The organism is Streptomyces sp. NPDC039609, assembly GCF_055596705.1.
Window position 1 is genome coordinate 206,733 of sequence record NZ_JBVIUJ010000012.1, and the last position, 22,127, is coordinate 228,859.

Here is a 22,127-nt window from a genome sequence, read left to right on the forward strand (position 1 = left end):
GGGGCCGGCGGGGGAAGGCGGGCGGCGGCGCGCCCGTACGCAGGGCAGCGCCGCGCCGCGGCCCACTCCGCGAGGCCCGGACGTCTGTGCACCCGGAACGGAAGGACCGGGCGCGCTGTCCGCAGGTCTTCGGACTCGGCCGGCGTGCAAGCACACAGAAACCACACCGTTGCGGGACAGTTCCGGATTTGCACCGGATTCCCCTGCGAGGACAGCGAGCATGAGCATACATGTGGGGGGCGCTCCTCGAAGCACCCCCCACATGTTGTGTCGTTGGCGGCTCAGAGCTCCAGGCCGTACGTGTACAGGGGATCCATGTCGGCGAGCGGTTTCCAGTCCCGTTCTGGGGTACGGACGAAGCCCATCCGCTCGTAGATCCGGTGCGCGGAGGCCATGGTCGACTGGGTGGAGAGCACCAGTCGCCGGCATCCCGGGGTCTCCCTGGCCCGCTCCACACAGAACCGTACGAGCGCCTCGCCGACACCCCGGCCCCGCGCGCCCTTCGCCACGGCGAGCATCCGGAACTCGGCCTCGCCCTCGCCCGCGATGTCGGCCCACTCCCCGCCGCCCATGGCGAAGGTCACGCCGCCGAGCACCGTCCCGGCGCGGTCCACCGCCACCAGTACCTCCGCCTCGGCGTCCCGCCTGGCCACGTCCCGCAGCACATGCAGATAGGAGTCGTCCTCGCCGAAGTCGAGGTGTCCGTCGTCGAGAAAGGCGCGCGCGGTGACCTCGCCGAGGGCCTCGTACTCCTCGGGCCGTACCGCCCTGATGGTGAAGTCCATGGGGTGAAGTCTGCCTCGGGGACACGGCGAAGGGCCCGGGGTCTCCTCTCGGAGACCCCGGGCCCTCGCGCGGACCGGAACGGTCAGTGACCGGCGCCGACCTTGGGCAGCGGCTTCACGCCCGAGTCGCCCGCGTCCGCCGTGTAGTCCGACGGAGACGTCTCGTCGACGCCCTCGGGGGCTTTGACGGCCTTCAGGACGAAGGTGAGGACGACGGTGACGATCACGTTGATCACGAAGGCGGTGAGGCCGATGTAGCCGATCTCGCCGATGCCCGGGATCTCGGCGGACGAGCCGCCGAAGTGCTTCTGGGTCGGGCTGGCCACGCCGTACGCCGCCGCCGTGCCGTAGACCATGCCGACGGCCCAGCCGGCGAGCAGCGCCCAGCGGTGGAACCAGCGGGTGAACAGACCGCCGACCAGCGCCGGGAGGGTCTGCAGGATCCAGATGCCACCGAGCAGCTGGAAGTTGATCGCCACCGTCTTGTCCATGGTGAGGACGAAGGCGAGCGCGCCGACCTTCACCAGGAGCGACACCAGCTTGGACACCTTGGTCTCCTGCTCCGGCGTGGCGTCCGGCTTCAGGAAGTCCTTGTAGATGTTGCGGGTGAAGAGGTTGGCGGCGGCGATCGACATGATCGCGGCCGGCACCAGCGCGCCGATGCCGATGGCGGCGAAGGCCACGCCGGCGAACCAGTCGGGGAACATGTTCTCGAACAGCTGCGGGATCGCGAGCTGACCGTTGGTCACCTTCACGCCGGCGGCGATCGCCATGAAGCCGAGCAGCGCCAGCAGGCCCAGCATCAGCGAGTACAGCGGCAGGATCGTGGTGTTGCGGCGGATCACGTCACGGCTGCGCGAGGAGAGCGTCGCCGTGATCGAGTGCGGGTACATGAAGAGCGCGAGCGCGGAGCCGAGCGCGAGCGTCGCGTAGCCCCACTGGCCCATCTCGCCCGGCACCAGCGCACCGCGCGGCTTCTCGGTGGCGGGGTTGATCGTCGCGTACGCCTCGCCGGCCTTGGCGAAGATCTCGTCGAAGCCGCCCAGCTTGATCGGGATGTAGATGATCGCCACCGCGATGACGATGTAGATCAGCGTGTCCTTGACGAAGGCGATGAGCGCCGGAGCGCGCAGACCCGAGGAGTAGGTGTACGCCGCGAGGACACCGAAGGCGATGAGCAGCGGCAGGTCCTTGATGAACCAGTGCGTGTTCTCGCCGCCGCCCACGCCCATCACGTCCAGGACGGCCTGGATGCCGACCAGCTGGAGCGCGATGTACGGCATCGTCGCGAGGATGCCGGTGACGGCGACCGCGAGCGACAGGCCTTTGGAGCCGAAGCGGCCGCGGACGAAGTCGGAGGTGGTGACATAGCCGTGCTTGTGCGACACCGACCAGAGGCGGGGCAGGAAGGTGAAGATCAGCGGGTACACGAGGATCGTGTACGGGACGGCGAAGAAGCCGGCCGCGCCCGCCGCGTAGATGGCCGCAGGGACGGCGACGAAGGTGTACGCGGTGTAGAGGTCGCCGCCGAGCAGGAACCAGGTCACCCAGGTGCCGAACGAGCGGCCGCCCAGACCCCATTCGTCGAGGCTGTTCTCGTTCTCGGCTCTGCGCCAGCGCGAGGCGAGGAATCCCATGACCGTGACGGCCAGGAAGAAGAAGATGAAGACGGCGAGTGCGACGCCGTTCACGCCGTCCTTCACTTCGACGCACCTTCCTTGCGGGCGCGCTGGTCACGCTGCCACAGCTTGTAAGCGATCATGGTCAGCACGGTCGAGATGACGACCCAGGCCATCTGGTACCAGTAGAAGAACGGGATGCCGGCGAAGGTCGGTTCGACCTTCGCGTACGAGCTCACCCAGAGCATCGCCACGAATGGCGCGATCAGACAGAGCGCGACCACCACACGGACCGGTGTGACGACCGGTTGTTTCCCTTGTGTCACTTCAGACATACGGCGACTCCGTCCCCTCGCTGAACACCATGGATCGCATGGATCACCTGCGTAATGCGCGTGAAATCTAGGGGACTGTTTCGCTCCATGGAACCCCCGTCCGAATAACGGACGGGTGTCGATCTGTGCGGCTCAGTGGAGACGACAATGCCCCGACACTCCTCACGGATGTGCCGGGGCATCGGTTCACGCCGAAGTGGCGTGTTCCGCTCAGCCGTTGGGTCGCTGAAGCCTGGCCACGAACTTGTACCGGTCGCCGCGGTAGACCGACCGCACCCACTCGACCGGCTCGCCCTGCGCGTCCAGCGAGTGGCGGGAGAGCATCAGCATCGGCAGGCCCACGTCCGTACCGAGCAGACCGGCCTCGCGCGGGGTGGCGAGGGAGGTCTCGATGGTCTCCTCGGCCTCGGCCAGATGGACGTCGTACACCTCGGCGAGTGCCGTGTAGAGCGAGGTGTACTTCACCAGCGACCGCCGCAGCGCCGGGAAGCGCTTGGCCGACAGGTGTGTGGTCTCGATCGCCATCGGCTCGCCGCTCGCGAGGCGCAGCCGCTCGATCCGCAGCACGCGTCCGCCCGGCGAGATGTCGAGCAGCCCGGCGAGGGTGTCGTCGGCGGTGACGTACCCGATGTCGAGCAGCTGCGAGGTGGGCTCCAGGCCCTGGGCGCGCATGTCCTCGGTGTACGAGGTGAGCTGGAGCGCCTGCGAGACCTTGGGCTTGGCCACGAAGGTGCCCTTGCCCTGGATGCGTTCCAGCCGGCCCTCGACGACCAGCTCCTGCAGGGCCTGGCGCACGGTGGTGCGCGAGGTGTCGAACTCGGCGGCGAGAGTGCGCTCCGGCGGGACCGGTGTGCCGGGCGGCAGGGTCTCCGTCATGTCGAGCAAGTGCCGCTTCAGTCGGTAGTACTTGGGTACGCGCGCGGTGCGGGTGGTGACCCCGCTGTCTTTCTCCGTACTGCCCGCGTCCGTGGCCATGGCCTGCCTTCCCGACTCCTGTGCTGCTGCCGTCACCGGCTCCTCCGTCTGTCGCGGCTCACATGGTGGCACGGACCGGTCACGGGTCGTCGCCCTCCCTCAGGTGTCGGTCCGATAACGGACGCGACTGCCCTTCTTATACACCCTTGACACCCCTAAAGGTCTAGGCCAAGCTCCGGGTACTGGTCTAAACCATTAAAGGCCAGGTCCCAGCCCCACGAGCACTACTCGACGTATGTCTTCGCGCGGTGGGGGGGTTGCAGGCATCCCTGAGGAGGGTGGCGTGAAGCGCAAGCTCATCGCGGCGATCGGCGTCGCGGGCATCATGGTCGGCGTCGCGGCGTGTGGCGGTACTGACAAGAGCGGGGACAACGCCGGCGGAGACGCCAAGGAGCTGACCGTCTGGCTGACGGTCGACGCCCAGAACAACTGGCCCGAGCTGGTCAAGGCCGCCGACGACGCGGTCACCAAGAAGCACCCGGGCATCAAGATCAAGCACGAGTACTACGGCTGGCCGGACAAGAACACCAAGCTCGACGCGGTGCTCGCCACGGACAAGGCCCCGGACGTTGTCGAGATGGGCAACTCCGAGATGATCAGCTACATGGCCAAGGGCGCCTTCGCCGAGGTCGACGCGTCGAAGTTCGAGAACTCGGACAAGTGGCTCGACGCCCTCAAGGACTCGGTCACCTACAACGGCAAGACCTACGGCGTCCCCTACTACGCCGGTGGCCGCGTGGGCACCTGGCGCAAGGACATCGCCGCCGAGGTCGGCGTCAAGGCCGCCCCGAAGACCTGGGCCGAGCTGACCGCCGCGCTCGACGCCATCCAGAAGAAGAAGGGCGACAAGTTCAGCGCCTGGTACCAGCCGTCGCCCGACTGGTACGCCGCGATGTCCTTCGTCTTCGAGGCCGGCGGCTCCATCGCCAAGCAGGACGGCGAGACCTGGAAGTCGAACCTGTCCTCGACGGAGTCCCTCAAGGGCCTCAACGAGTACAAGACCATCCTCGACAAGTACATGCACGGCGACAAGACCAAGGACGAGGCCGACCGCCCGGTCGTCTTCGGCCAGGGCAACGCCGCCGCGATGTTCGCCGCCGGCTGGGAGGGCGCCACCGCGGCCGACCCGAAGACCGACAAGGTCGGCGGACTGGCCGACAAGCTCGAGAACTTCGTGATGCCCGGCCCGTCCGGCAAGAACCTCCCGGTCTTCCTCGGCGGCTCCGACCTGGCCATCCCGGTCAAGTCCAAGGCGCAGGGCGTCGCGGCCGAGTGGATCAACGCCTTCACCGGCGCCGAGGGCCAGAAGGGCCTCGTCGCCAAGGGCAACCTGCCCAACAACAAGGCGGACCTCGCCCCGCTGAAGAACGACCCGGCCACCACGGTCGCCGCCACGGCCGCCGAGTCCAGCTGGTTCGTCCCGACCGCTCCGGGCTGGGGTCAGGTCGAGAAGGCCCAGATCCTCAAGACGATGCTGATCGACATCGCGAACGGCAAGAAGTCGGTCGAGGCCGCCGCCAAGGACGCGGACGCCGCGATCGACAAGGTCATCAACACCAAGTGACCTATGAGCAGGGCCCCGTCGGTCACGACGACGGGGCCCTGCTTCCCGTACCACGAGAGGGATCGCTGAGGAGCACGGGATGAGTGCCGCAGACACAACCACCGCGAAGGTGCCGCCGGTGCGGCAATCGCCACCATCCGGCCCGGGGGCCGGTGCCCCGAAGCCGGGGAAGAAGCCCACCAACGGCGGAGGCGGAGTCCCCTGGCTCCTGCTCGCGCCATGCCTGCTCGTTCTGCTCCTGGTGCTCGGCTATCCGATCGTGCGCCTGGTCACCCTCTCCTTCCAGCACTTCGGACAGCCGCAGCTCTGGGGCTTCCAGGAGGCGGAGTCGGCCGGATTCTCCAACTTCGCCAAGATCCTCGCCGACAGCGAGTTCTGGACCGTCGTCCTGCGCACCGTGATCTTCACGGTCGGCGCGGTCGTCCTCACCATGGTCCTCGGCATGATGATCGCGCTGCTGCTGCAGAAGGTCTCCGGCTGGGTCAAGGCCCTCATCAACATCGTGCTCGTGGCGAGCTGGGGCATGCCCATCATCGTCGCCACCGCCATCTTCAAGTGGCTCTTCGACGCCGACTACGGCGTGCTCAACTGGCTGCTGAGCAGGCTTCCGGGCGTCGACATGATCGGCCACAACTGGTTCGCCAGCGGGCCGCAGGGCCTCGCCGTGATCATGCTGCTCGTCGTCTGGGGCGCCGTGCCCTTCGTCGTGATCACCCTGAGCGCCGGCCTCACCCAGGTCCCCAAGGAGCTCGAAGAGGCCGCCCGCCTCGACGGCGCCGGAGCCTGGGGCGTCTTCCGCTTCGTCACCCTGCCCATCCTCAAGCCGATCATCGTCATGCTGACGACCCTCTCGGTGATCTGGGACATGGGTGTCTTCCCGCAGGTCTACGTGATGCGCAACGGCCACCCCGAGGCCGAGTTCCAGCTGCTCACCACGTACTCGTTCGACAAGGCGTTCGTCGTCAACGACTACGGCACCGGCTCCGCGATCGCGCTTGTCACGGTCGTCCTGCTGCTCGGAGTGGTCGCCGTGTACATGCGTCAGATGCTCAAGATCGGAGAGGTGGAGTGACCACGACCACCGCGGCCCCCGCCGTCACCCGCCGCCGCAAGTCCAAGCTCGGCTGGAACCTCATCGGGCTCTTCGTCGTCGCGACGATCGGCTTCCCGGTCTACTGGATGCTGAACACGGCGTTCAAGCCGGCCAAGGACGCCATCGACCCCGACCCGCACTTCTTCCCCTCGACCTTCACGCTCGAGAACTTCAAGCGCGCGCTGGAGATCGCGGACTTCTGGGGACCCGTCGGACGCAGCCTCATCGTCTCCTCCGCCGTCGTCCTGATCGGCATCGTCGTCGGCATGCTGGCCGCCCTGGCCATCTCCCGGTTCGCCTTCCGCGGCCGCAAGATCGTGATCGTCGGCATCCTGGCGGTCCAGATGGTCCCGCTGGTCGCGATGATCATCCCGGTCTTCCTCATGCTCAACGACCTCGGCCAGTACGACCGGCTCACCGGCCTGATCATCACCTACCTGACCTTCATCCTCCCCTTCACGGTGTGGACGCTGCGCGGCTTCATCGTCAACATCCCCAAGGAGCTGGAGGAGGCGGCCCAGGTCGACGGCTGCACCCGCACCGGCGCCTTCATCCGGGTCGTCTTCCCGCTGCTCGCCCCGGGCATGGTCGCCACCTCCGTCTACGGCTTCATCCAGGCGTGGAACGAGTACCTGTACGCGCTGATGCTGATGAGCCAGCAGAACCAGACGGCCACCGTCTGGCTCTCCAACTTCATCACGAAGAACGGCACGGAGTACGCCCCGATGATGGCGGGCTCCACCATGATGGCCGTCCCCATCGTGATCCTCTTCCTCCTCGTCCAGCGCAAGATGGCCGCCGGCCTGACGGCCGGCGCGGTGAAGGGATAACGCCGCCCCATGACCACACTCGTACGCGCCTCGGACACCCTGACCCGCGACGCGCTCACCGTCCTCCAGCCCGGCTTCGTGGGCACCACGGCGCCCGACTGGCTGCTCCGCAGGATCGGCGAGGGGCTCTCCTCCGTCGGCCTGTTCGGCCGGAACATCGCCTCCCCCGATCAGCTCGCCCGGCTCACCGCGCAGCTGCGGGCCGAGCGTGACGACGTCCTCGTCGCCATCGACGAGGAGGGCGGCGACGTCACCCGCCTGGAGGTGCGGAACGGCTCCTCCTTCCCCGGCAACTACGCGCTGGGCTCCGTCGACGACGTGGACCTCACCCGCGCCGTGGCCGAGGAGCTCGGCCGCCGGCTCGCCGCGTGCGGGGTCGACCTCAACTGGGCGCCCTCGGCCGACGTGAACTCCAACGCCGACAACCCGGTCATCGGCGTCCGGTCCTTCGGCCCCGGCCCCGAACTGGTCGCCCGGCACACCGTCGCGTACGTCGAGGGTCTCCAGGCCGTCGGCGTCGCCGCCTGCACCAAGCACTTCCCCGGGCATGGCGACACCAACGTGGACTCCCACCACGCGATGCCCCGGATCGATGTGGATCTGGACACACTGCACGCCCGTGAGCTGGTACCTTTCCGCGCCGCGATCGCGGCGGGTACCAAAGCGGTGATGAGCGCGCATATCCTGCTCTCCGCGCTCGACCCGGACCGTCCGGCGACCTTGAGCCCGCAGATCCTGACCGGTCTGCTGCGCAAGGAGCTGGGCTTCGACGGGCTGATCGTCACCGATGGCATGGAGATGCAGGCCATCGCGTCGACGTACGGCATCGAGCGTGGATCCGTCCTCGCGATCGCCGCGGGCGCCGACGCCATCTGCGTCGGCGGCGGGCTGGCCGACGAGGACACCGTACTGCGACTGCGCGACGCGCTGGTCGACGCGGTACGGACCGGTGAACTGCCCGAGGAGCGGCTGGCCGACGCCGCGGCGCGTGTACGCGCCCTGGCGGCCTGGACCCAGGCGCACCGGGCCAGGGGGGCTGTATCGGGGCCGGGCGCGGCAGTGCAGGAGGGGACCGCGCCCGGCACCGAGATCGGACTGGTCGCCGCCCGCCGGGCCGTGAGGACGACGGGGGAGCGGCCGTACACCCCGGTCACCCGCGCTCCCTATGTCGCCGCCTTCACTCCGGTCGCCAACATCGCGGTCGGTGACGAGACACCGTGGGGTGTCGCGGCGGAGCTGGAGCGGTTGCTGCCCGGCACCGAGACGGGCGCCTACGACCGGCCCGCGGTGGACGCGGTCCTCGCCGCCGCGGGGGAGCGACGGATCGTCGCGGTCGTACGGGACGCCCATCGGCATCCGTGGATGACCGAGGCCCTGGACGCCCTCCTCGCGGTCCGGCCGGACACGGTCGTGGTGGAGATGGGCCTGAACGAGGCGGAGCCCCGCGGCGCCCTCCACATCGCCACGCACGGCGCGGCCAGGGTCTGCGGCCGGGCGGCGGCGGAGGCCATCGCCGGACTCTGAGACGGGTACGAGAGGGGCCCGGCACCTGAACCAGGTGCCGGGCCCCTCGTCGTGCGGGCGAAGCCCTAGATGCCCTGCCAGGAGGGCTTGTTGGCGAACGTGTGGCGGAAGTAGTCCGCGAGCTTCAGCTTGGACGCTGCGGCCTCGTCCACGACGACCGTGGCGTGCGGGTGCAGCTGCAGCGCGGAGGCCGGCACGAGTGCGGCGACCGGGCCCTCGACGGTCTGGGCCACGGCGTCGGCCTTGCCTTCGCCGGTGGCCAGGAGGACCAGGTGGCGGGCCTCCAGGATGGTGCCGATGCCCTGGGTGATGACGTGGTGCGGCACCTGCTCGATGTCGTTGTCGAAGAAGCGCGCGTTGTCGACCCGGGTCTGCTCGGTGAGCGTCTTGATCCGCGTCCGGGAGGCGAGCGAGGAGCACGGCTCGTTGAAGCCGATGTGCCCGTCGGTCCCGATGCCGAGGATCTGCAGGTCCACACCGCCGGCGTCGCGCAGCGCCTGGTCGTAGGCCTCGCAGGCCGCCTGGACGTCCTCCGCCGCGCCGTCGGGCCCCATGAAGGCCTCCGGGGAGAGCCCGAGCGGCTCCACGACCTGGCGCAGCACGGTGGAGCGGTACGACTCCGGGTGCCCGGTGGGCAGTCCGACGTACTCGTCCAGCTGAGCGATCCGGGCGCGCGAGGCGTCCACGGAACCGGCCTTGACCTGGGCGATCAGGGCCTCGTAGATGGGCAGCGGAGTCGAACCCGTGGCGACGCCGAGCACGGCGTCGGGCTTGCGACGCAGAAGACCGGCGATGCCGTCCGCGATGAGCTCTCCGCCTGCCGTGGCGTCCGGGACGATGACAACTTCCACGCTTTGCCTGCCGATCTGGTGAGGGGCTGGTGAGGGGCCTGGTGGTATAGACCAATCAAAGTTCAATCTAGCAGAGCCGAGGCCATCCGCTCAGGCCCTTCCAGTCGACGGACGGGACCCTCCCCATCGTCGAACGGCGGGGCCCGAGCAGCCACCGGAGCCCGGCCCCCGGTCAGGCGATCGAGCCTCCCGTGGCGTCGATCCACTGACCTGTCACCCAGCGCCCGTCGTGCGAGGCCAGGAAGGCCACCACGTCGGCTATGTCCGCGGGTGTGCCGACCTTCCCGAGGGCGGACAGCGCCGCCGCGCCCGCCCACGCCTCTTCGTTCCCCCGCAGCCAGTCCGCGTTGACGTCCGTGTCCACGATCCCCGGCGCCACCGCGTTCACCGTGATGCCCCGCGCGCCCAGCACCTTGGAGAGATAGCGCGTGAAGGTGTCCAGGGCGCTCTTGGACATCGCGTACGCGATCAGTTCCGGCATCATCGCGGCGTGGCTCAGCCCGGTGGAGATGTTGATGATCCGGCCCCCGTCGCGCAGCCGCTCGGCACCCTGCTGCGCCAGGAAGAACGGGGCCTTCGTGTTCACCGCGAAGAGCCGGTCGTACTCCGCCTCGTCGATCGTCGCGAACGGCCGCGAGGCCCCGATCCCCGCATTGTTGACGAGGATGTCGAGCCCGTCCTCGTGGGCGTCGAACCGCTCCCACAGCGCCGCCGCGTCCCCCGGCGGTCCCAGCTCCTGACCGATCGCGAACGCCTCGCTGCCGGCCGCCTCGATCGCCGCGACCGTCTCCTTCGCCGCCGTCTCGTTGGCTCCGTAGTGCACCGCCACCCGCGCGCCGTCCCGCCCGAGCCGCTCCGCGATACCCCGCCCGATGCCCCGGCTACCGCCCGTGACCAGTGCCGTCTTCCCCTTGAGCGCACCCATCGGACGCCCCCCTTATTTCCATAGCGGTCGTTACACAAAGAACCGTAGCATCGTTTCGTAACGGCCGCTATAGAATCTGTCCCATGACGACCAAGCAGCGCGGCCGCCCCCGCTCCTTCGACCGCCTCACGGCGCTGGAGCAGGCCACGATGGCGTTCTGGGAGCACGGGTACGAGACCACGTCCGTCTCCGACCTCACGCGCGCCATGGGTATCAGCGCGCCCAGCCTCTACGCGGCCTTCGGCGACAAGAAGGCGCTGTTCGAGGAGGTCGTGCAGGCGTACGCCGTCAGTTACGGCGCGTACGGCGGCCTGGCGTTCGAGGAGGAGCCGACGGCGCGCGGTGCGTTCGGCCGGATGCTCGTGGAGGCGGCGGACGTCTTCACCGACCCGTCCCATCCGCGCGGCTGCCTGATGATCTCCGCGGCGATCAACTGCTCGACCCCGGAGGTCGAGGAGGCGCTGCGCGAGCGGCGCAACAGCAATCTGGCGTCGTTCGAGGCCCGGATCCGGCAGGGCGTCGACGCGGGCGAGCTCCCGGCGGACACCGACGCGGGCACGCTGGCACGGCTGTACGGAGCCGTCATCCAGGGTATGTCCCAGCAGTCCAGGGACGGTGCGACCAGGACGGAGCTGGAGGCCGTGGCAGCGGCGGCGATGCTGGCGTGGCCGGCGCCGGCGCAGAACTGAACCGAGGGCGACGGCCCCGGAAACACCCGCGGGCTACGGCGCCCGACGGGACCCTCAACCCGTCCGGCACCGCAGCCCGGAGTTGCCCGGCCGGGGGTGTGCGGTCCCTCGGCCGTGTGGGAGGTCTCGGCGCAGTCAGGGCAGAGAGCGCCGGGTACCTCGTTCCACCCTCCTGTGCGGGGAGGGCGGAGGTCTTCATGGAAACTGGTGCACCGTCATTGTGGACTAGACCATTCTCGTCTGTCCATCCACATGCACACGGTGTTTCCCGGCCCATCCTCCAACACGAACGCCGGGAGATCCAGGTTCATCGTGTCTCAATTCCGCAGGTACGCTCGCACCTGTGCCCTCCATGAACGACCTCGTCCGCCAGCACACCGCTCTGAGTGAGTCCGACCTCGAGTGGCTCCACCTGCTGGTCTCGGAGTGGCAGCTGCTCTCCGACCTCTCCTTCGCGGACCTCGTGCTCTGGGTTCCCACCCTCGACGGCACGCGGTACGTCTCCGTGGCCCAGATGCGGCCCAACACCGGTCCCACCTCCTACCAGGACGACATGGTCGGCCACCTCGTCCCGCGCGGCCGCCGCCCGCTCCTGGACGCCGCCCTCGACGAGGGCCGGATCGTGCGCGAGGGCGACCCCGAGTGGCGCGAGGAGGTCCCGGTACGGGTCGAGTCCATCCCCGTACGCCGCGAGGGCCGCGTCCTCGGCGTCATCGCCCGCAACACCAATCTGCTCACCGTGCGGACCCCGTCCCGGCTGGAGCTCACGTACCTCCAGTCCGCCTCGGACCTGGCCCAGATGATCGCCGCCGGCAGCTTCCCCTTCCCCGGCGAAGCGGTCGACATGGACGCCTCACCGCGCGCCGGCGACGGCCTGATCAGGCTCGACGCGGACGGCATCGTCCAGTACGCCTCGCCCAACGCCCTCTCCGCGTACCACCGGCTCGGCCTCGCCGCCGACCTCGTCGGTCAGCACCTCGGCCAGATCACCGCCGAACTCGCCCCCTCCCGTGGCCCCGTCGACGAGGCCCTGGTCAAACTGGCCTCCGGCTACGCCCCCCGCGAGGCCGAGGTCGAGGGCAACGGCGGTGTGATCCAGCTGCGGGCGATTCCGCTCAAGCCCAAGGGCACCCGCATCGGTTCGCTCGTGCTGCTCCGGGACGTCACCGAACTGCGACGCCGCGAGCGCGAGTTGATCACCAAGGACGCGACCATCCGGGAGATCCACCACCGGGTGAAGAACAACCTCCAGACGGTGGCCGCGCTGCTGCGCCTCCAGGCGCGCCGGATGGACTCCGACCGTGGGCGCGAGGCCCTCAACGAGGCCGTGCGCAGGGTCGGTTCGATCGCCATCGTGCACGAGACGCTCTCCCAGAACCTGGACGAGCGGGTGGAGTTCGACGAGATCGCCGACCGGGTGATCGCGATGGTCGCCGAGATCTCGCCGGGCAAGGTGACCTGCCGGCGCAACGGCCGCTTCGGCATCCTCGACGCCGAGGTGGCCACCCCGCTGTCCATGGTTCTCACCGAAGTGCTGCAGAACGCCCTGGAGCACGCCTTCGCGCAGGGGGAGCAGGGCACGGTCGAGGTCACGGCCGTCCGCGGCGAACCCCGCGCCGACGCCCGACTGCTGATCACCGTCCGGGACGACGGCCGCGGTCTGCCCGAGGGCTTCGACCCGCAGCGCGCCGGCAACCTCGGCCTGCAGATCGTGCGGACCCTGGTCGAGGGGGAGTTGGGCGGCACGTTCGACATGCAGCCGGGTGCGGAGCGCGGGACCAAGGTCGTGCTCGACATCCCCGTACAGCCGCAGAAGTAGGCCGGCGCGCGGGGCCGGAAGGTGTGAACACGGCAGCGAGCCCCGGACCGAAGAGATCGGTCCGGGGCTCGAATGCTGTGGGTTACTGCTGCGCGCTGCGGCTCGTGGGCGGTGATTGCGTACGCGATGTACGCGCCGCTTGCCTCAGGCTTTCAGGGTGCTCAGGCGCTGGCGTTGCGCGCCCGGTTGCGAGCGGCACGGCGCTTCATCGCGCGGCGCTCGTCCTCGCTGAGGCCACCCCAGACGCCGGAGTCCTGGCCGGACTCGAGCGCCCACTGCAGGCACTGCTCCATGACGGGGCAGCGGCGGCAGACGGCCTTGGCTTCCTCGATCTGCAGCAGCGCAGGACCGGTGTTGCCGATGGGGAAGAACAGCTCGGGGTCTTCCTCACGACAAACGGCGTTGTGACGCCAGTCCATGGCTGCTACCTCTCTAGGGTGTTACAAGCTGGTTGCTTGTGAATGTGAACGCTTTCACGAATCCCCCCGTAAGTGAAGGGCCGACTGCCAGATGAACTGGTGTGGTCCTTGGACTGAGGAGGGGTTCTGGCTCTCAGTGGAGGCCGGTCTTGCGGGCCGTCCCGATCGCCAAGAAGAGACTCGCAAACCTCGGCAGCGGATACAACCCCTTCCGGAAAGTTTTTTTTGATTCCTCGGTGTCGACTAGGTCACAGCCGTACTTCTAAGGGGTGGATGACAGCCTAAACGTTCGAGTGAAAGGACTTTGGGCCCTTCCACTCACACAATCACACGCAGTGCACGGCGAACGCCTGTGAACGTCACGCTCGTACGCAGTCCCAGGTGGTCTCCGTCCATCTGTAGAGGGAGCGGAACCTTCGAATGCAAGGTGAAGTCGGTCAGGTCGTGCAGAGACAGGGCGTGCTTGCCGTGGGGGCCCCGCTCGGGGGACGAAGTGAGCAGCTGGGTGGCGTACCGGGCCACCGCCGGGGTCGAGAGCCGGCTCAGTCCGAGGACGTCCAGGGCGGTCTCGAAGGATGCCTCCGGGGACGCGTACACCGGGCGATTGCCCAGGTAGGTCCAGGGGGAGGTGTTGCAGATTATCGACAGGACCAGACCCTCGACCGGGTCGTGTCCGGGGCGGTCCAGGGTGATCGTGCCGTGCCGCCGGTTCGACTCCCCCAGGAACTGGCGGACCACCTGGCGCAAGTACAGCGCGTGGGTCGAACGCTTCCCGCGCTCCCGCTGCTGTTCGACTCGCCCGATGACACTGGCGTCGAATCCGAAGCCGGCGCAGAAGGTGAACCAGCGGGCCGGCACCCCCTCGTCGTCCGTCCCCGGGGTTCCGGAGGCGAGCCCGAGGCTCACTGTGCGTGCCCGGCGCTCACGAAGCGCGTCGAGCAGCGCGCCGGTCGCCTCGACGGCGTCGTTGGGTAGACCCAGCGCGCGGGCGAAGACATTGGTGGACCCGCCGGGCACCACCGCGAGACCGGGGAGCCGGTCCGGGTCCGGCCCGTCGTGCAGCAGCCCGTTCACGACCTCGTTCACCGTGCCGTCGCCACCCAGGGCGACGACCATGTCGATGTCGGCGGAGTCCGCGGCCCGGCGGCCGAGGTCGCGGGCGTGGCCGCGGTACTCGGTGGTGACGGCCTCCAGCTTCATCTCGCTCGCGAGCGCGTGGATGAGAACGTCACGCGTGCGCGCACTGGTGGTGGTGGCTGCCGGATTGACCACGAGAAGTGCGCGCATGGCCGCCAGCGTACCTACCCGGCGGTACCGATCCCAGTCGCGGCCACCTGCCGGACAGCTCCGCAGCGGGCCCCGGCTACCCTGCCGGGTATGAGCAGTACGGAGCAGACTCCCCGCCCTGTCCGGTTGACCGCCGCCGCGGCGGTGGCCGGTATCGAGGCCCTCGCGCTGGTGATCGGGGGCGTGTACGTGCTCGTGACCGGGCTCACCGGCAACCCCGACAGCCTGACCCAGGCGGTCACCGGCGGGGCGACGCTGATCGCGCTCGGTCTGATCCCGGGGGCGGCGGCACGCGGTCTGCTGCTGCGCCGGGGATGGAGCCGCGGCCCCGCGATCATCACCCAGATCCTGGCGCTGCCGGTCGCCTGGCAGCTCCTCCAGGCGAACAGCGCCATGATCCCGGCCGGCATCGCCCTCGCGGTCCTCGCCGTGACCGGCCTCGTGCTCCTGGTGAACCCGGCGACGACCGAGGCCCTGGGCATCGGCCGTCGCGGCGAGGCGTAACGCCCGCGTCGGGCTTGCCGGCGGGCCTTCGGCCCGCCGGTGTCGTGACTACTCCTCCACGAGGAGCTTCTCCCGGAGCTGCGCCAGCGTGCGGGCCAGTAGCCGGGAGACGTGCATCTGCGAGATGCCGACCTCCTGCGCGATCTGCGACTGCGTCATGTTGCCGAAGAAGCGCAGCAGCAGGATCCGCTTCTCCCGGGGCGGCAGATCCTCCAGGAGAGGCTTGAGCGACTCGCGGTACTCGACGCCCTCCAGGGCCTCGTCCTCCGCGCCCAGCGTGTCCGCGACCGCCGGCGACTCGTCGTCCGTGTCCGGGACGTCCAGCGAGAGCGTCGAGTAGGCGTTCGCCGACTCCAGGCCCTCCAGGACCTCCTCCTCCGAGATCCCGAGCCGCTCCGCCAGCTCGTGCACCGTCGGCGAGCGGCCGTGAAGCTGGGAGAGCTCCGCCGTCGCCGTCGTCAGCGAGAGCCGCAGCTCCTGCAGACGGCGCGGCACCCGGACCGCCCAGCCCTTGTCCCGGAAGTGGCGCTTGATCTCGCCGACGACCGTCGGAGTCGCGTACGTCGAGAACTCGACGCCCCGCTCCGGGTCGAACCGGTCCACCGACTTGATCAGGCCGATCGTCGCCACCTGCGTCAGGTCGTCGAGCGGCTCACCCCGGTTACGGAAGCGCCGGGCCAGGTGCTCGACCAGCGGCAGATGCATCCGTACCAGCTGATTGCGCAGCTCCGCCTTTTCGGCAGAGCCCTCCGGGAGCTTGCGCAACTCGATGAAGAGCGCGCGCGCCCCGCTCCGGTCGTGCGGATCCGGAGCCTCGCGCGGCTCGGGCGTCTCCAGAACCTCCCGGACACCCTGGTGCGCCTCCGGAGCCTTCTGGGACTCGTGCGCCTCCGGCGCCTCCCGCGGCTCGGAAACCTCGTTGTGCTGCTGGTGCTCGCTCATGTGGACCGCCTGCTCCGTAGCGACCTCGACCTCGACCTCCGGATGCGGCCGCGCCTGCTGCTCAGGGATGCCGGCCGTCGCGTCCCCGCTCCTCACGCCGGGCCTGGCCCCGCGCCGCGCTGTTTGTACAGGCTGATGGAGACGGTGCGGTCCTCCGCCACGGACGACTCGACCTTCCCGGCCAGTGCGGAGAGCACGGTCCACGCGAAGGTGTCCCGCTCCGGCGCCCGCCCGTCGGTCGTCGGGGCCGACACCGTCACGTCGAGCGAGTCGTCGACCAGACGGAAGACGCAACTCAGTACGGACCCCGGTACGGCCTGCTGGAGCAGGATGGCGCACGCCTCGTCGACCGCGATCCGCAAGTCCTCGATCTCGTCGAGGGTGAAGTCCAAGCGCGCCGCGAGACCGGCCGTGGCCGTACGCAGCACGGACAGGTAGGCACCCGCAGCGGGCAGCCGGACTTCCACGAAGTCCTGGGTCCCGGGCTCGCCTGCGATCTGGGACACCCTCACCTCCAAGGTGGCACAAGCTCATTCGGGGCCCGAGGGGAGAAAGCCCCCCGAACCGGGCGGTGCGCAGTCGGTTGCACAATCCGCCGTGACGCTATCGCGATCCATCCTGCCGTGTCGCCGTGGGTCCTTGGCGGGACCCCCGCCCCGTCTGTCACTCATGGTAAGGCCACGAGTACGGACAGTGGCTAGGGGTCTGCGGGGCCCAATTGTGCGACGACCGGCAGTCGATCGCCGGGGTGTCGTACCCAGCCCTCAGACGATCGAACCGTCCACGAAGCACCAGCGCCAGCGTTCGTTCGGTTCGAAGGTCCGCATCACGGGGTGCCCGGTGGTCGAGAAGTGCCCGGTGGCGTGCCGCCCCGACGAGGAATCGCAGCATCCCACGTGCCCGCAGCTGAGGCAGAGCCGCAGCTGGACGGGGTGCGTGCCGTCCGCCAGGCACTCGGGACAGGTGTCGGTCAGCGGCGCCGGTTCGGGGCGCGGCATGTCGGCAAGGTGCGGGCACTCGCTCATGATGGCCAGGTTACGTGGTGGAACGAAGACGGGGACGGGGCCAAGGGATGGACGCACTACAGCTGGTGGGACTCGTCGCGGCGAGCGCCGTGGTGGCGGGCCTGGCCCGCCGGACACCCGTACCGGCGCCACTGCTTCTGGTGGCCGCCGGTCTCGCCGCGTCGTACGTCCCCGGGGTCCCGGACTACACCCTCGACCCGCACATCATCCTTCCGCTCATCCTGCCCCCGCTCCTCTACACGGCGGCGGTGGACTCCTCGTACCTCGATCTGCGGGCCAACATCCGGCCCGTCGCCCTGCTCTCGGTCGGGTACGTCCTCTTCGCCACCGTGGCCGTCGGCTGGCTCGCGTACGTCCTCGTCCCGGACCTGCCGCTGACCGCCGCGCTCGTGCTGGGCGCGGTCGTCGCGCCGCCGGACGCGGTCGCGGCGACCGCGATCGCCCGCAAGCTGGGGCTGCCGAACCGGATCACCACCATCCTCCAGGGCGAGTCCCTGGTGAACGACGCCACCGCCATCACCGCCTTCAAGGTCGCGCTCGCCGCGGCGGTCGGGGAGGGCGTCAGCTGGGCGGGCGGCATCGGCGAGTTCGCGCTGGCGGCGATCGGCGGGATCGGCGTCGGTCTCGTCCTGATGGTCCCCATCCACTGGCTCCGCTGCCGGCTCGGCGAGGCCCTGCTGCAGAACACCCTCTCTCTGCTGATCCCCTTCATCGCCTACGCGGCGGCCGAGGAGGTCGGCGCCTCCGGAGTCCTCGCGGTGGTCGTCGTCGGCCTCTTCCTCGGACACCGCAACTGGCAGGTGGACTTCGCGACCCGCCTCCAGGAGGAGGCCGTGTGGAAGATGGTCGCCTTCATCCTGGAGTCCGCCGTCTTCGCCCTGATCGGGCTGCAGTTGCCGTACGTCGTCCAGGGCCTCGGGCGCTACGGGATCGCCGAGGCGATCTGGTACGCCGTGGGCGTGTTCGTCGCGGTGGTCGTGGTCCGGTTCGTCTGGGTCTACCCGGCCACCTTCCTGCCCCGATGGCTGTCCGAGCGCATCAGGGAGCGCGAACCGGGGGTGGACTGGAGGGCGCCGCTGATCGTCGGCTGGGCAGGGATGCGGGGAGTCGTCTCCCTCGCCATCGCCTTCTCGATCCCGGTGACGACGGACGGTGTGGAGTTCCCCGCACGCAACCTCGTCCTCTTCCTCACCTTCACGACCGTGATCGGGACGCTCGTCGTCCAGGGCCTCACACTGCCGCCGCTGATCAGGATCCTGAAGCTGCCGGGCCGCGACGCGTACCAGGAGACCCTGGCGGAGGCCCAGGCCCAGAGCGAGGCGTCCCGCGCCGCGGAGGAGCGTCTCGACGCCCTGCTGAGCGATGAGCGCAACGCCCTGCCCCAGCCGCTGGCAGAACGGCTCCGCACCGTCCTGGAACGGCGCCGCAACGCGGTGTGGGAACGCCTCGGCGCGGTCAACGAGGTCACCGGGGAGACGGTGGACGACACCTACCGGCGGTTGGCGCGGGAGATGATCGACGCCGAGCGCGAGGTCTTCGTGCAGCTCCGGGACGAGCGCCGCATCGACGACGAGATGATGCGCACCCTGCTGCGCCGACTGGACCTGGAGGAGGCGGCGGCCTACCGCGAGGAGACCGGCTGAGGTCAGGACGGGGTGCCCGTGACCACCGCCGCGACGGTCACGCCCGGGGCGAACGCGCCCTCCTCGGCCAGGGTGACGAGTCCGTAGAGCATTTTGGCCACATACAGCCGCTCGATGGCGAGTCCATGCCGCGCTTCGAAGTCGTGCGCGAACGCGTCCAGGGCGGGGGTCGTACGGGCGTAGCCGCCGCCGTGGAAGCGCTCGTCGAGGCTCCAGTCGCCGCGGGGGCCCCCGAAGGCGGCGTGTTGGAGGGCGCGTATCTCGTCGCCCAGGAAGCCGCCTCTGAGGACCGGGACGCCGAGGGCCTTCTGCCCGGGGCCCAGACCGGCCGCCAGGCCCGCCAGCGTGCCTCCTGTGCCGCAGGCGACGGCGACCACGTCGGCGGCACCGCGCAGTTCGCGTCCGAGCTCGACGCAGCCCCGCACGGCGAGGGCGTTGCTGCCGCCCTCGGGGACGACGTACGGGGCGTCCATGGCGGCCCCCGCGGCACGGTTCGCCTCCGCCGCGAGCCCCAGGATGCGCGCCAGCACCGTCGGATCCGTCTTGGCCCGGTACGTGGACCGGTCCACGAACACCAGCCGCATCCCGTCCGCCACGCACCGCGCCAGCGAGGGGTTCAGCGGGCGGCCGGCCAGCTCGTCCCCCCGTACGACCCCGATCGTGCCGAAGCCGAGCAGTCGGCCGGCGGCCGCCGTGGCGCGCAGATGGTTCGAGTACGCGCCGCCGAAGGTGAGCACGGGGCGACCGTCGGCCTCGCGCAGATTGAGCGCCAGCTTGCGCCATTTGTTGCCCGGCAGGTCCGGGTGGATCAGATCGTCGCGCTTGAGCAGCAGCCGCAGGCCCCGGCGGGTGAACCGCTCGTCCTCGACCGGCTCCGAGGGGGACGGGAGCCGGGGCCGCAGCCGGGAGAGGTCGAACGCGTTCACCCGGCCATTGTCTACCGAAGGCGTTCCGCGATCCGCTCCCGCATCGAGGCCATGGTGAAGCCGCGCGGATCCACCTTGCCCGGCTGCCACTCCAGGTGGCCGATGACCGAGCGGTGGGTCCATCCGTGCACCCGGCACACGGCCGCCGCGGCCTTCTCGATGGCCTCCAGCTGGACCTTCGGCCACGGGTCCTTGCCGTCCCCGAGGTTCTCGCACTCGAAGCCGTAGAAGTGGCGGTTGCCGTCCGTCGTGGCCTCGTTGTCCGGTGGGAGGCGCTGCTCGGCGATGACCGCGCGCAGGACGTCGTCGTCACCCGCCCCGGCGTGATTGGCGCGGCCGTAGCCGACGAGGTGGACCCTGCCGTCCTTGGCGATCACGCCGTGGCAGAGCGGCCCGGGCAGCGTGCTGTGGCCGTCCCTGCAGAGCCGGACGGTGTTCGCGGTGCCCCGGGTGACAGTGTGGTGGATCATCACGCCGTGAACGGGGCCCCAGGGGCCCTTGTGGTTGCGGTTGTGTGTGCGCCAGTCGCCAACCTGGACGACCGTCAGGCCCTCGTCGCGCAGCGCGTCGAGGAACCTGCTCGCGGACATGGGTGGGGCCATGACCGACTCCTTCGGATGAGCGGAACGGGACGGAACCGAATACCGGAGTACCGGAGTGCTCGGCTCCGGTCCACCCGTTCGGGCCGTGTGCGAGCCGATCCGGACACTGCGCCACGAGGAGGAGGGAGGCGTGCTGTTCGAGTGGAAGCCGGGTGACATGCCCAGCCGGAGGTGATCCACTCCCACTCATTTGTGTAATGGCGCGGGCACTCTCCGTGCTGAAAGGCTTCCTCTCGCAGCTCAGTCATATCGAGAGGGAGTTCCATGTCCGTTGGTTCGGTTGGCGACGAGGTCCGCGCGGAACAGGCAAGCCCGCAGCAGAGTCTCGGTACCGCCGCCGCGCGGAACCTGGCGACCACCACCAAGTCGGCCCCGCAGATGCAGGAGATCACCTCCCGGTGGCTGCTGCGGGCGCTGCCGTGGGTGCAGGTCCAGGGCGGTACGTACCGGGTGAACCGGAGGCTCAGCTACTCCGTGGGTGACGGCCGCGTCACCTTCGTGCAGACCGGAGAGCGTGTCGCGGTGATCCCCGCCGAACTCGGCGAACTCCCGGCGCTGCGCGGCTACGAGGACGAGGAGGCGCTCTCCGAGCTCGCGTCGCGGTGCCGCCAGCGCCAGTACGCGCCGGGAGAGGTGATCGCCACCGCCGGCGAGCCCACCGACCGCGTGCACCTCCTCGCGCACGGCAAGATCGAGCAGATCGGCGAGGGGCCGTACGGCGACGAGGCGATCCTCGGAGTCCTCGCCGACGGCGCCTACTTCGGCGACAGCTCGCTGACCCACGAGGACGCCACCTGGGAGTGGACCGCCCGCGCGGCCACCACCTGCACGGTCCTCGAGCTGACTCGCGACGACGTCCGCAACCTCGCCGAGCGGGCCGGGTCGCTCGCCGCCCACCTCGCGGGCGTGGCCGCTCTGCCCCACCAGCGCACCAACAAATACGGCGAGGCCGAGATCGACCTCTCCGCCGGCCACGTCGGCGAGGCGGTCGTCCCGCACACGTACGTGGACTACGACGCCTCCCCGCGCGAGTACGAACTGTCCGTCGCGCAGACCGTGCTGAAGGTCCACAGCCGCGTCGCCGACCTGTACAACCAGCCGATGAACCAGACCGAGCAGCAGTTGCGGCTCACGGTCGAGGCGCTGCGCGAGCGCCAGGAGCACGAGCTCATCAACAACCGGGAGTTCGGTCTCCTCTCCAACTGCGACTACGGACAGCGGCTCCAGCCGCACGACGGCGTGCCCAGCCCGGACGACATGGACGAGCTCCTCTCGCGCCGGCGGGGCTCCAAGATGTTCCTCGCCCACCCGCGCGCCATCGCGGCCTTCGGGCGCGAGTGCAACCGGCGGGGCCTCGTCCCCGAGTCCATCGAGATCAACGGCAACCGGATCCCGACCTGGCGCGGGGTGCCGATCTACCCGTGCAACAAGATCCCGGTCTCGGACGCCCGGACCACGTCGATCATCTGTATGCGTACGGGCGAGTCCGACCAGGGCGTGATCGGCCTCCACCAGACGGGCATCCCGGACGAGATCGAGCCGAGCCTGTCCGTCCGCTTCATGGGGATCGACGAGCAGGCGATCATCTCCTACCTGGTCACGGCCTACTACTCGGCGGCGATCCTCGTGCCCGACGCGCTGGGAGTCCTGGAGAACGTGGAGGTCAGCCGCTGGCGCTGATCTCGCCGATCCGGCGAACCGGAGAATCTCCGATCCGGGGCGGGGGGCCGCGCCGACGGCCCCCCGCCCCGGACGCCCGTGCCGCACCCG

General features: G+C 69.7%; 22 protein-coding genes and 1 riboswitch. Of the genes, 9 read left to right on the forward strand and 13 right to left on the reverse strand.

What is annotated here, in order from left to right; all coding sequences use genetic code 11:
- Positions 1-103 precede the first annotated feature (103 nt).
- Positions 104-228, reverse strand: a riboswitch (cobalamin riboswitch).
- A gap of 53 nt (positions 229-281) precedes the next feature.
- The 4 genes from ACZ561_RS31395 to ACZ561_RS31410 all read right to left on the reverse strand — a co-directional run bounded on the left by ACZ561_RS31395 (position 282) and on the right by ACZ561_RS31410 (position 3,714).
- On the reverse strand, positions 282-785 hold the full coding sequence (locus ACZ561_RS31395) for a GNAT family N-acetyltransferase (protein WP_471001425.1): 504 nt from the start codon (positions 783-785) through the stop codon (positions 282-284).
- An 83-nt stretch (positions 786-868) separates the two neighbouring features.
- Entirely contained in the window at positions 869-2,488 is a 1,620-nt protein-coding gene (gene mctP, locus ACZ561_RS31400) for a monocarboxylate uptake permease MctP (protein ID WP_471001428.1), read from the reverse strand.
- Positions 2,485-2,739, reverse strand: coding sequence for a DUF3311 domain-containing protein (locus ACZ561_RS31405; RefSeq protein ID WP_361436479.1), 255 nt, complete (start codon positions 2,737-2,739; stop codon positions 2,485-2,487). Before ACZ561_RS31405 ends, mctP begins: the two co-directional genes overlap by 4 nt.
- A 210-nt stretch (positions 2,740-2,949) precedes the next feature.
- Complete coding sequence (locus ACZ561_RS31410; protein ID WP_329125380.1) at positions 2,950-3,714, reverse strand: GntR family transcriptional regulator; 765 nt, start codon at positions 3,712-3,714, stop codon at positions 2,950-2,952.
- Positions 3,715-3,997: 283 nt separating this feature from the next.
- Between ACZ561_RS31410 and ACZ561_RS31415 the strand changes: the two genes are divergently transcribed.
- The 4 genes from ACZ561_RS31415 to ACZ561_RS31430 all read left to right on the forward strand — a co-directional run bounded on the left by ACZ561_RS31415 (position 3,998) and on the right by ACZ561_RS31430 (position 8,725).
- Positions 3,998-5,278 carry an extracellular solute-binding protein gene (locus ACZ561_RS31415; RefSeq protein ID WP_471001432.1) on the forward strand — a complete coding sequence of 427 codons (1,281 nt, stop codon included), beginning with the start codon at positions 3,998-4,000 and terminating at the stop codon, positions 5,276-5,278.
- Positions 5,279-5,357: 79 nt separating this feature from the next.
- Positions 5,358-6,350 carry a carbohydrate ABC transporter permease gene (locus tag ACZ561_RS31420; protein WP_471001435.1) on the forward strand — a complete coding sequence of 331 codons (993 nt, stop codon included), beginning with the start codon at positions 5,358-5,360 and terminating at the stop codon, positions 6,348-6,350.
- Positions 6,347-7,201 (forward strand): carbohydrate ABC transporter permease, encoded by an 855-nt coding sequence (locus ACZ561_RS31425; RefSeq protein WP_471001438.1) that lies wholly within the window; start codon positions 6,347-6,349, stop codon positions 7,199-7,201. The genes ACZ561_RS31420 and ACZ561_RS31425 overlap by 4 nt, the downstream gene beginning before the upstream one ends.
- 9 nt (positions 7,202-7,210) lie before the next feature.
- A complete protein-coding gene (locus tag ACZ561_RS31430; protein WP_471001440.1) occupies positions 7,211-8,725 on the forward strand; it encodes a glycoside hydrolase family 3 protein in 1,515 nt (504 codons plus the stop codon).
- Between the two features lie 65 nt (positions 8,726-8,790).
- On the opposite strand, the gene nagB is transcribed toward ACZ561_RS31430, so the two are convergent.
- Together nagB and ACZ561_RS31440 are read right to left on the reverse strand one after the other, a co-directional pair.
- Complete coding sequence (nagB, locus tag ACZ561_RS31435) at positions 8,791-9,576, reverse strand: glucosamine-6-phosphate deaminase (protein ID WP_376441422.1); 786 nt, start codon at positions 9,574-9,576, stop codon at positions 8,791-8,793.
- A 172-nt stretch (positions 9,577-9,748) separates the two neighbouring features.
- Positions 9,749-10,501: an SDR family oxidoreductase gene (locus ACZ561_RS31440; protein WP_471001443.1), complete on the reverse strand. Its 753-nt coding sequence runs from the start codon at positions 10,499-10,501 to the stop codon at positions 9,749-9,751.
- Positions 10,502-10,584: 83 nt separating this feature from the next.
- Between ACZ561_RS31440 and ACZ561_RS31445 the strand changes: the two genes are divergently transcribed.
- Positions 10,585-11,190 carry a TetR/AcrR family transcriptional regulator gene (locus ACZ561_RS31445; RefSeq protein ID WP_471001446.1) on the forward strand — a complete coding sequence of 202 codons (606 nt, stop codon included), beginning with the start codon at positions 10,585-10,587 and terminating at the stop codon, positions 11,188-11,190.
- 352 nt (positions 11,191-11,542) lie between these two features.
- Positions 11,543-13,009 carry a sensor histidine kinase gene (locus tag ACZ561_RS31450; protein ID WP_376441461.1) on the forward strand — a complete coding sequence of 489 codons (1,467 nt, stop codon included), beginning with the start codon at positions 11,543-11,545 and terminating at the stop codon, positions 13,007-13,009.
- A 161-nt stretch (positions 13,010-13,170) separates the two neighbouring features.
- Here ACZ561_RS31450 and ACZ561_RS31455 read toward each other — a convergent pair whose 3' ends face one another.
- A complete protein-coding gene (locus ACZ561_RS31455; RefSeq protein ID WP_003953983.1) occupies positions 13,171-13,428 on the reverse strand; it encodes a WhiB family transcriptional regulator in 258 nt (85 codons plus the stop codon).
- Positions 13,429-13,746: 318 nt separating this feature from the next.
- Entirely contained in the window at positions 13,747-14,715 is a 969-nt protein-coding gene (locus ACZ561_RS31460) for a diacylglycerol/lipid kinase family protein (protein ID WP_376441430.1), read from the reverse strand.
- Between the two features lie 90 nt (positions 14,716-14,805).
- Here ACZ561_RS31460 and ACZ561_RS31465 point away from each other — a divergent pair, with 90 nt between their 5' ends.
- Positions 14,806-15,219 carry a hypothetical protein gene (locus tag ACZ561_RS31465; protein ID WP_383558617.1) on the forward strand — a complete coding sequence of 138 codons (414 nt, stop codon included), beginning with the start codon at positions 14,806-14,808 and terminating at the stop codon, positions 15,217-15,219.
- Positions 15,220-15,267: 48 nt separating this feature from the next.
- Here ACZ561_RS31465 and ACZ561_RS31470 read toward each other — a convergent pair whose 3' ends face one another.
- The 3 genes from ACZ561_RS31470 to ACZ561_RS31480 form a co-directional block, all read right to left on the reverse strand.
- On the reverse strand, positions 15,268-16,257 hold the full coding sequence (locus ACZ561_RS31470; RefSeq protein ID WP_376441436.1) for an RNA polymerase sigma factor SigF: 990 nt from the start codon (positions 16,255-16,257) through the stop codon (positions 15,268-15,270).
- Positions 16,254-16,667, reverse strand: a complete 414-nt coding sequence (locus ACZ561_RS31475) for an ATP-binding protein (protein ID WP_015036094.1) — start codon at positions 16,665-16,667, stop codon at positions 16,254-16,256. The genes ACZ561_RS31470 and ACZ561_RS31475 overlap by 4 nt, the downstream gene beginning before the upstream one ends.
- Before the next feature lie 258 nt (positions 16,668-16,925).
- The gene (locus tag ACZ561_RS31480) at positions 16,926-17,186 is read right to left on the reverse strand and encodes a UBP-type zinc finger domain-containing protein (RefSeq protein WP_471001450.1); all 261 of its coding nucleotides are present in this window, start codon (positions 17,184-17,186) and stop codon (positions 16,926-16,928) included.
- Positions 17,187-17,233: 47 nt separating this feature from the next.
- Between ACZ561_RS31480 and ACZ561_RS31485 the strand changes: the two genes are divergently transcribed.
- Positions 17,234-18,829 carry a Na+/H+ antiporter gene (locus ACZ561_RS31485; protein ID WP_471001454.1) on the forward strand — a complete coding sequence of 532 codons (1,596 nt, stop codon included), beginning with the start codon at positions 17,234-17,236 and terminating at the stop codon, positions 18,827-18,829.
- A gap of 2 nt (positions 18,830-18,831) precedes the next feature.
- Here the strand turns inward: ACZ561_RS31485 and ACZ561_RS31490 are convergent, their stop codons facing one another.
- Positions 18,832-19,755, reverse strand: coding sequence for a 1-aminocyclopropane-1-carboxylate deaminase/D-cysteine desulfhydrase (locus tag ACZ561_RS31490; RefSeq protein WP_471001457.1), 924 nt, complete (start codon positions 19,753-19,755; stop codon positions 18,832-18,834).
- An 11-nt stretch (positions 19,756-19,766) separates the two neighbouring features.
- Entirely contained in the window at positions 19,767-20,357 is a 591-nt protein-coding gene (locus ACZ561_RS31495; RefSeq protein WP_329116169.1) for an N-acetylmuramoyl-L-alanine amidase, read from the reverse strand.
- Between the two features lie 264 nt (positions 20,358-20,621).
- Between ACZ561_RS31495 and ACZ561_RS31500 the strand changes: the two genes are divergently transcribed.
- Positions 20,622-22,037 carry a family 2B encapsulin nanocompartment shell protein gene (locus tag ACZ561_RS31500; protein ID WP_471001460.1) on the forward strand — a complete coding sequence of 472 codons (1,416 nt, stop codon included), beginning with the start codon at positions 20,622-20,624 and terminating at the stop codon, positions 22,035-22,037.
- Positions 22,038-22,127 lie beyond the last annotated feature (90 nt).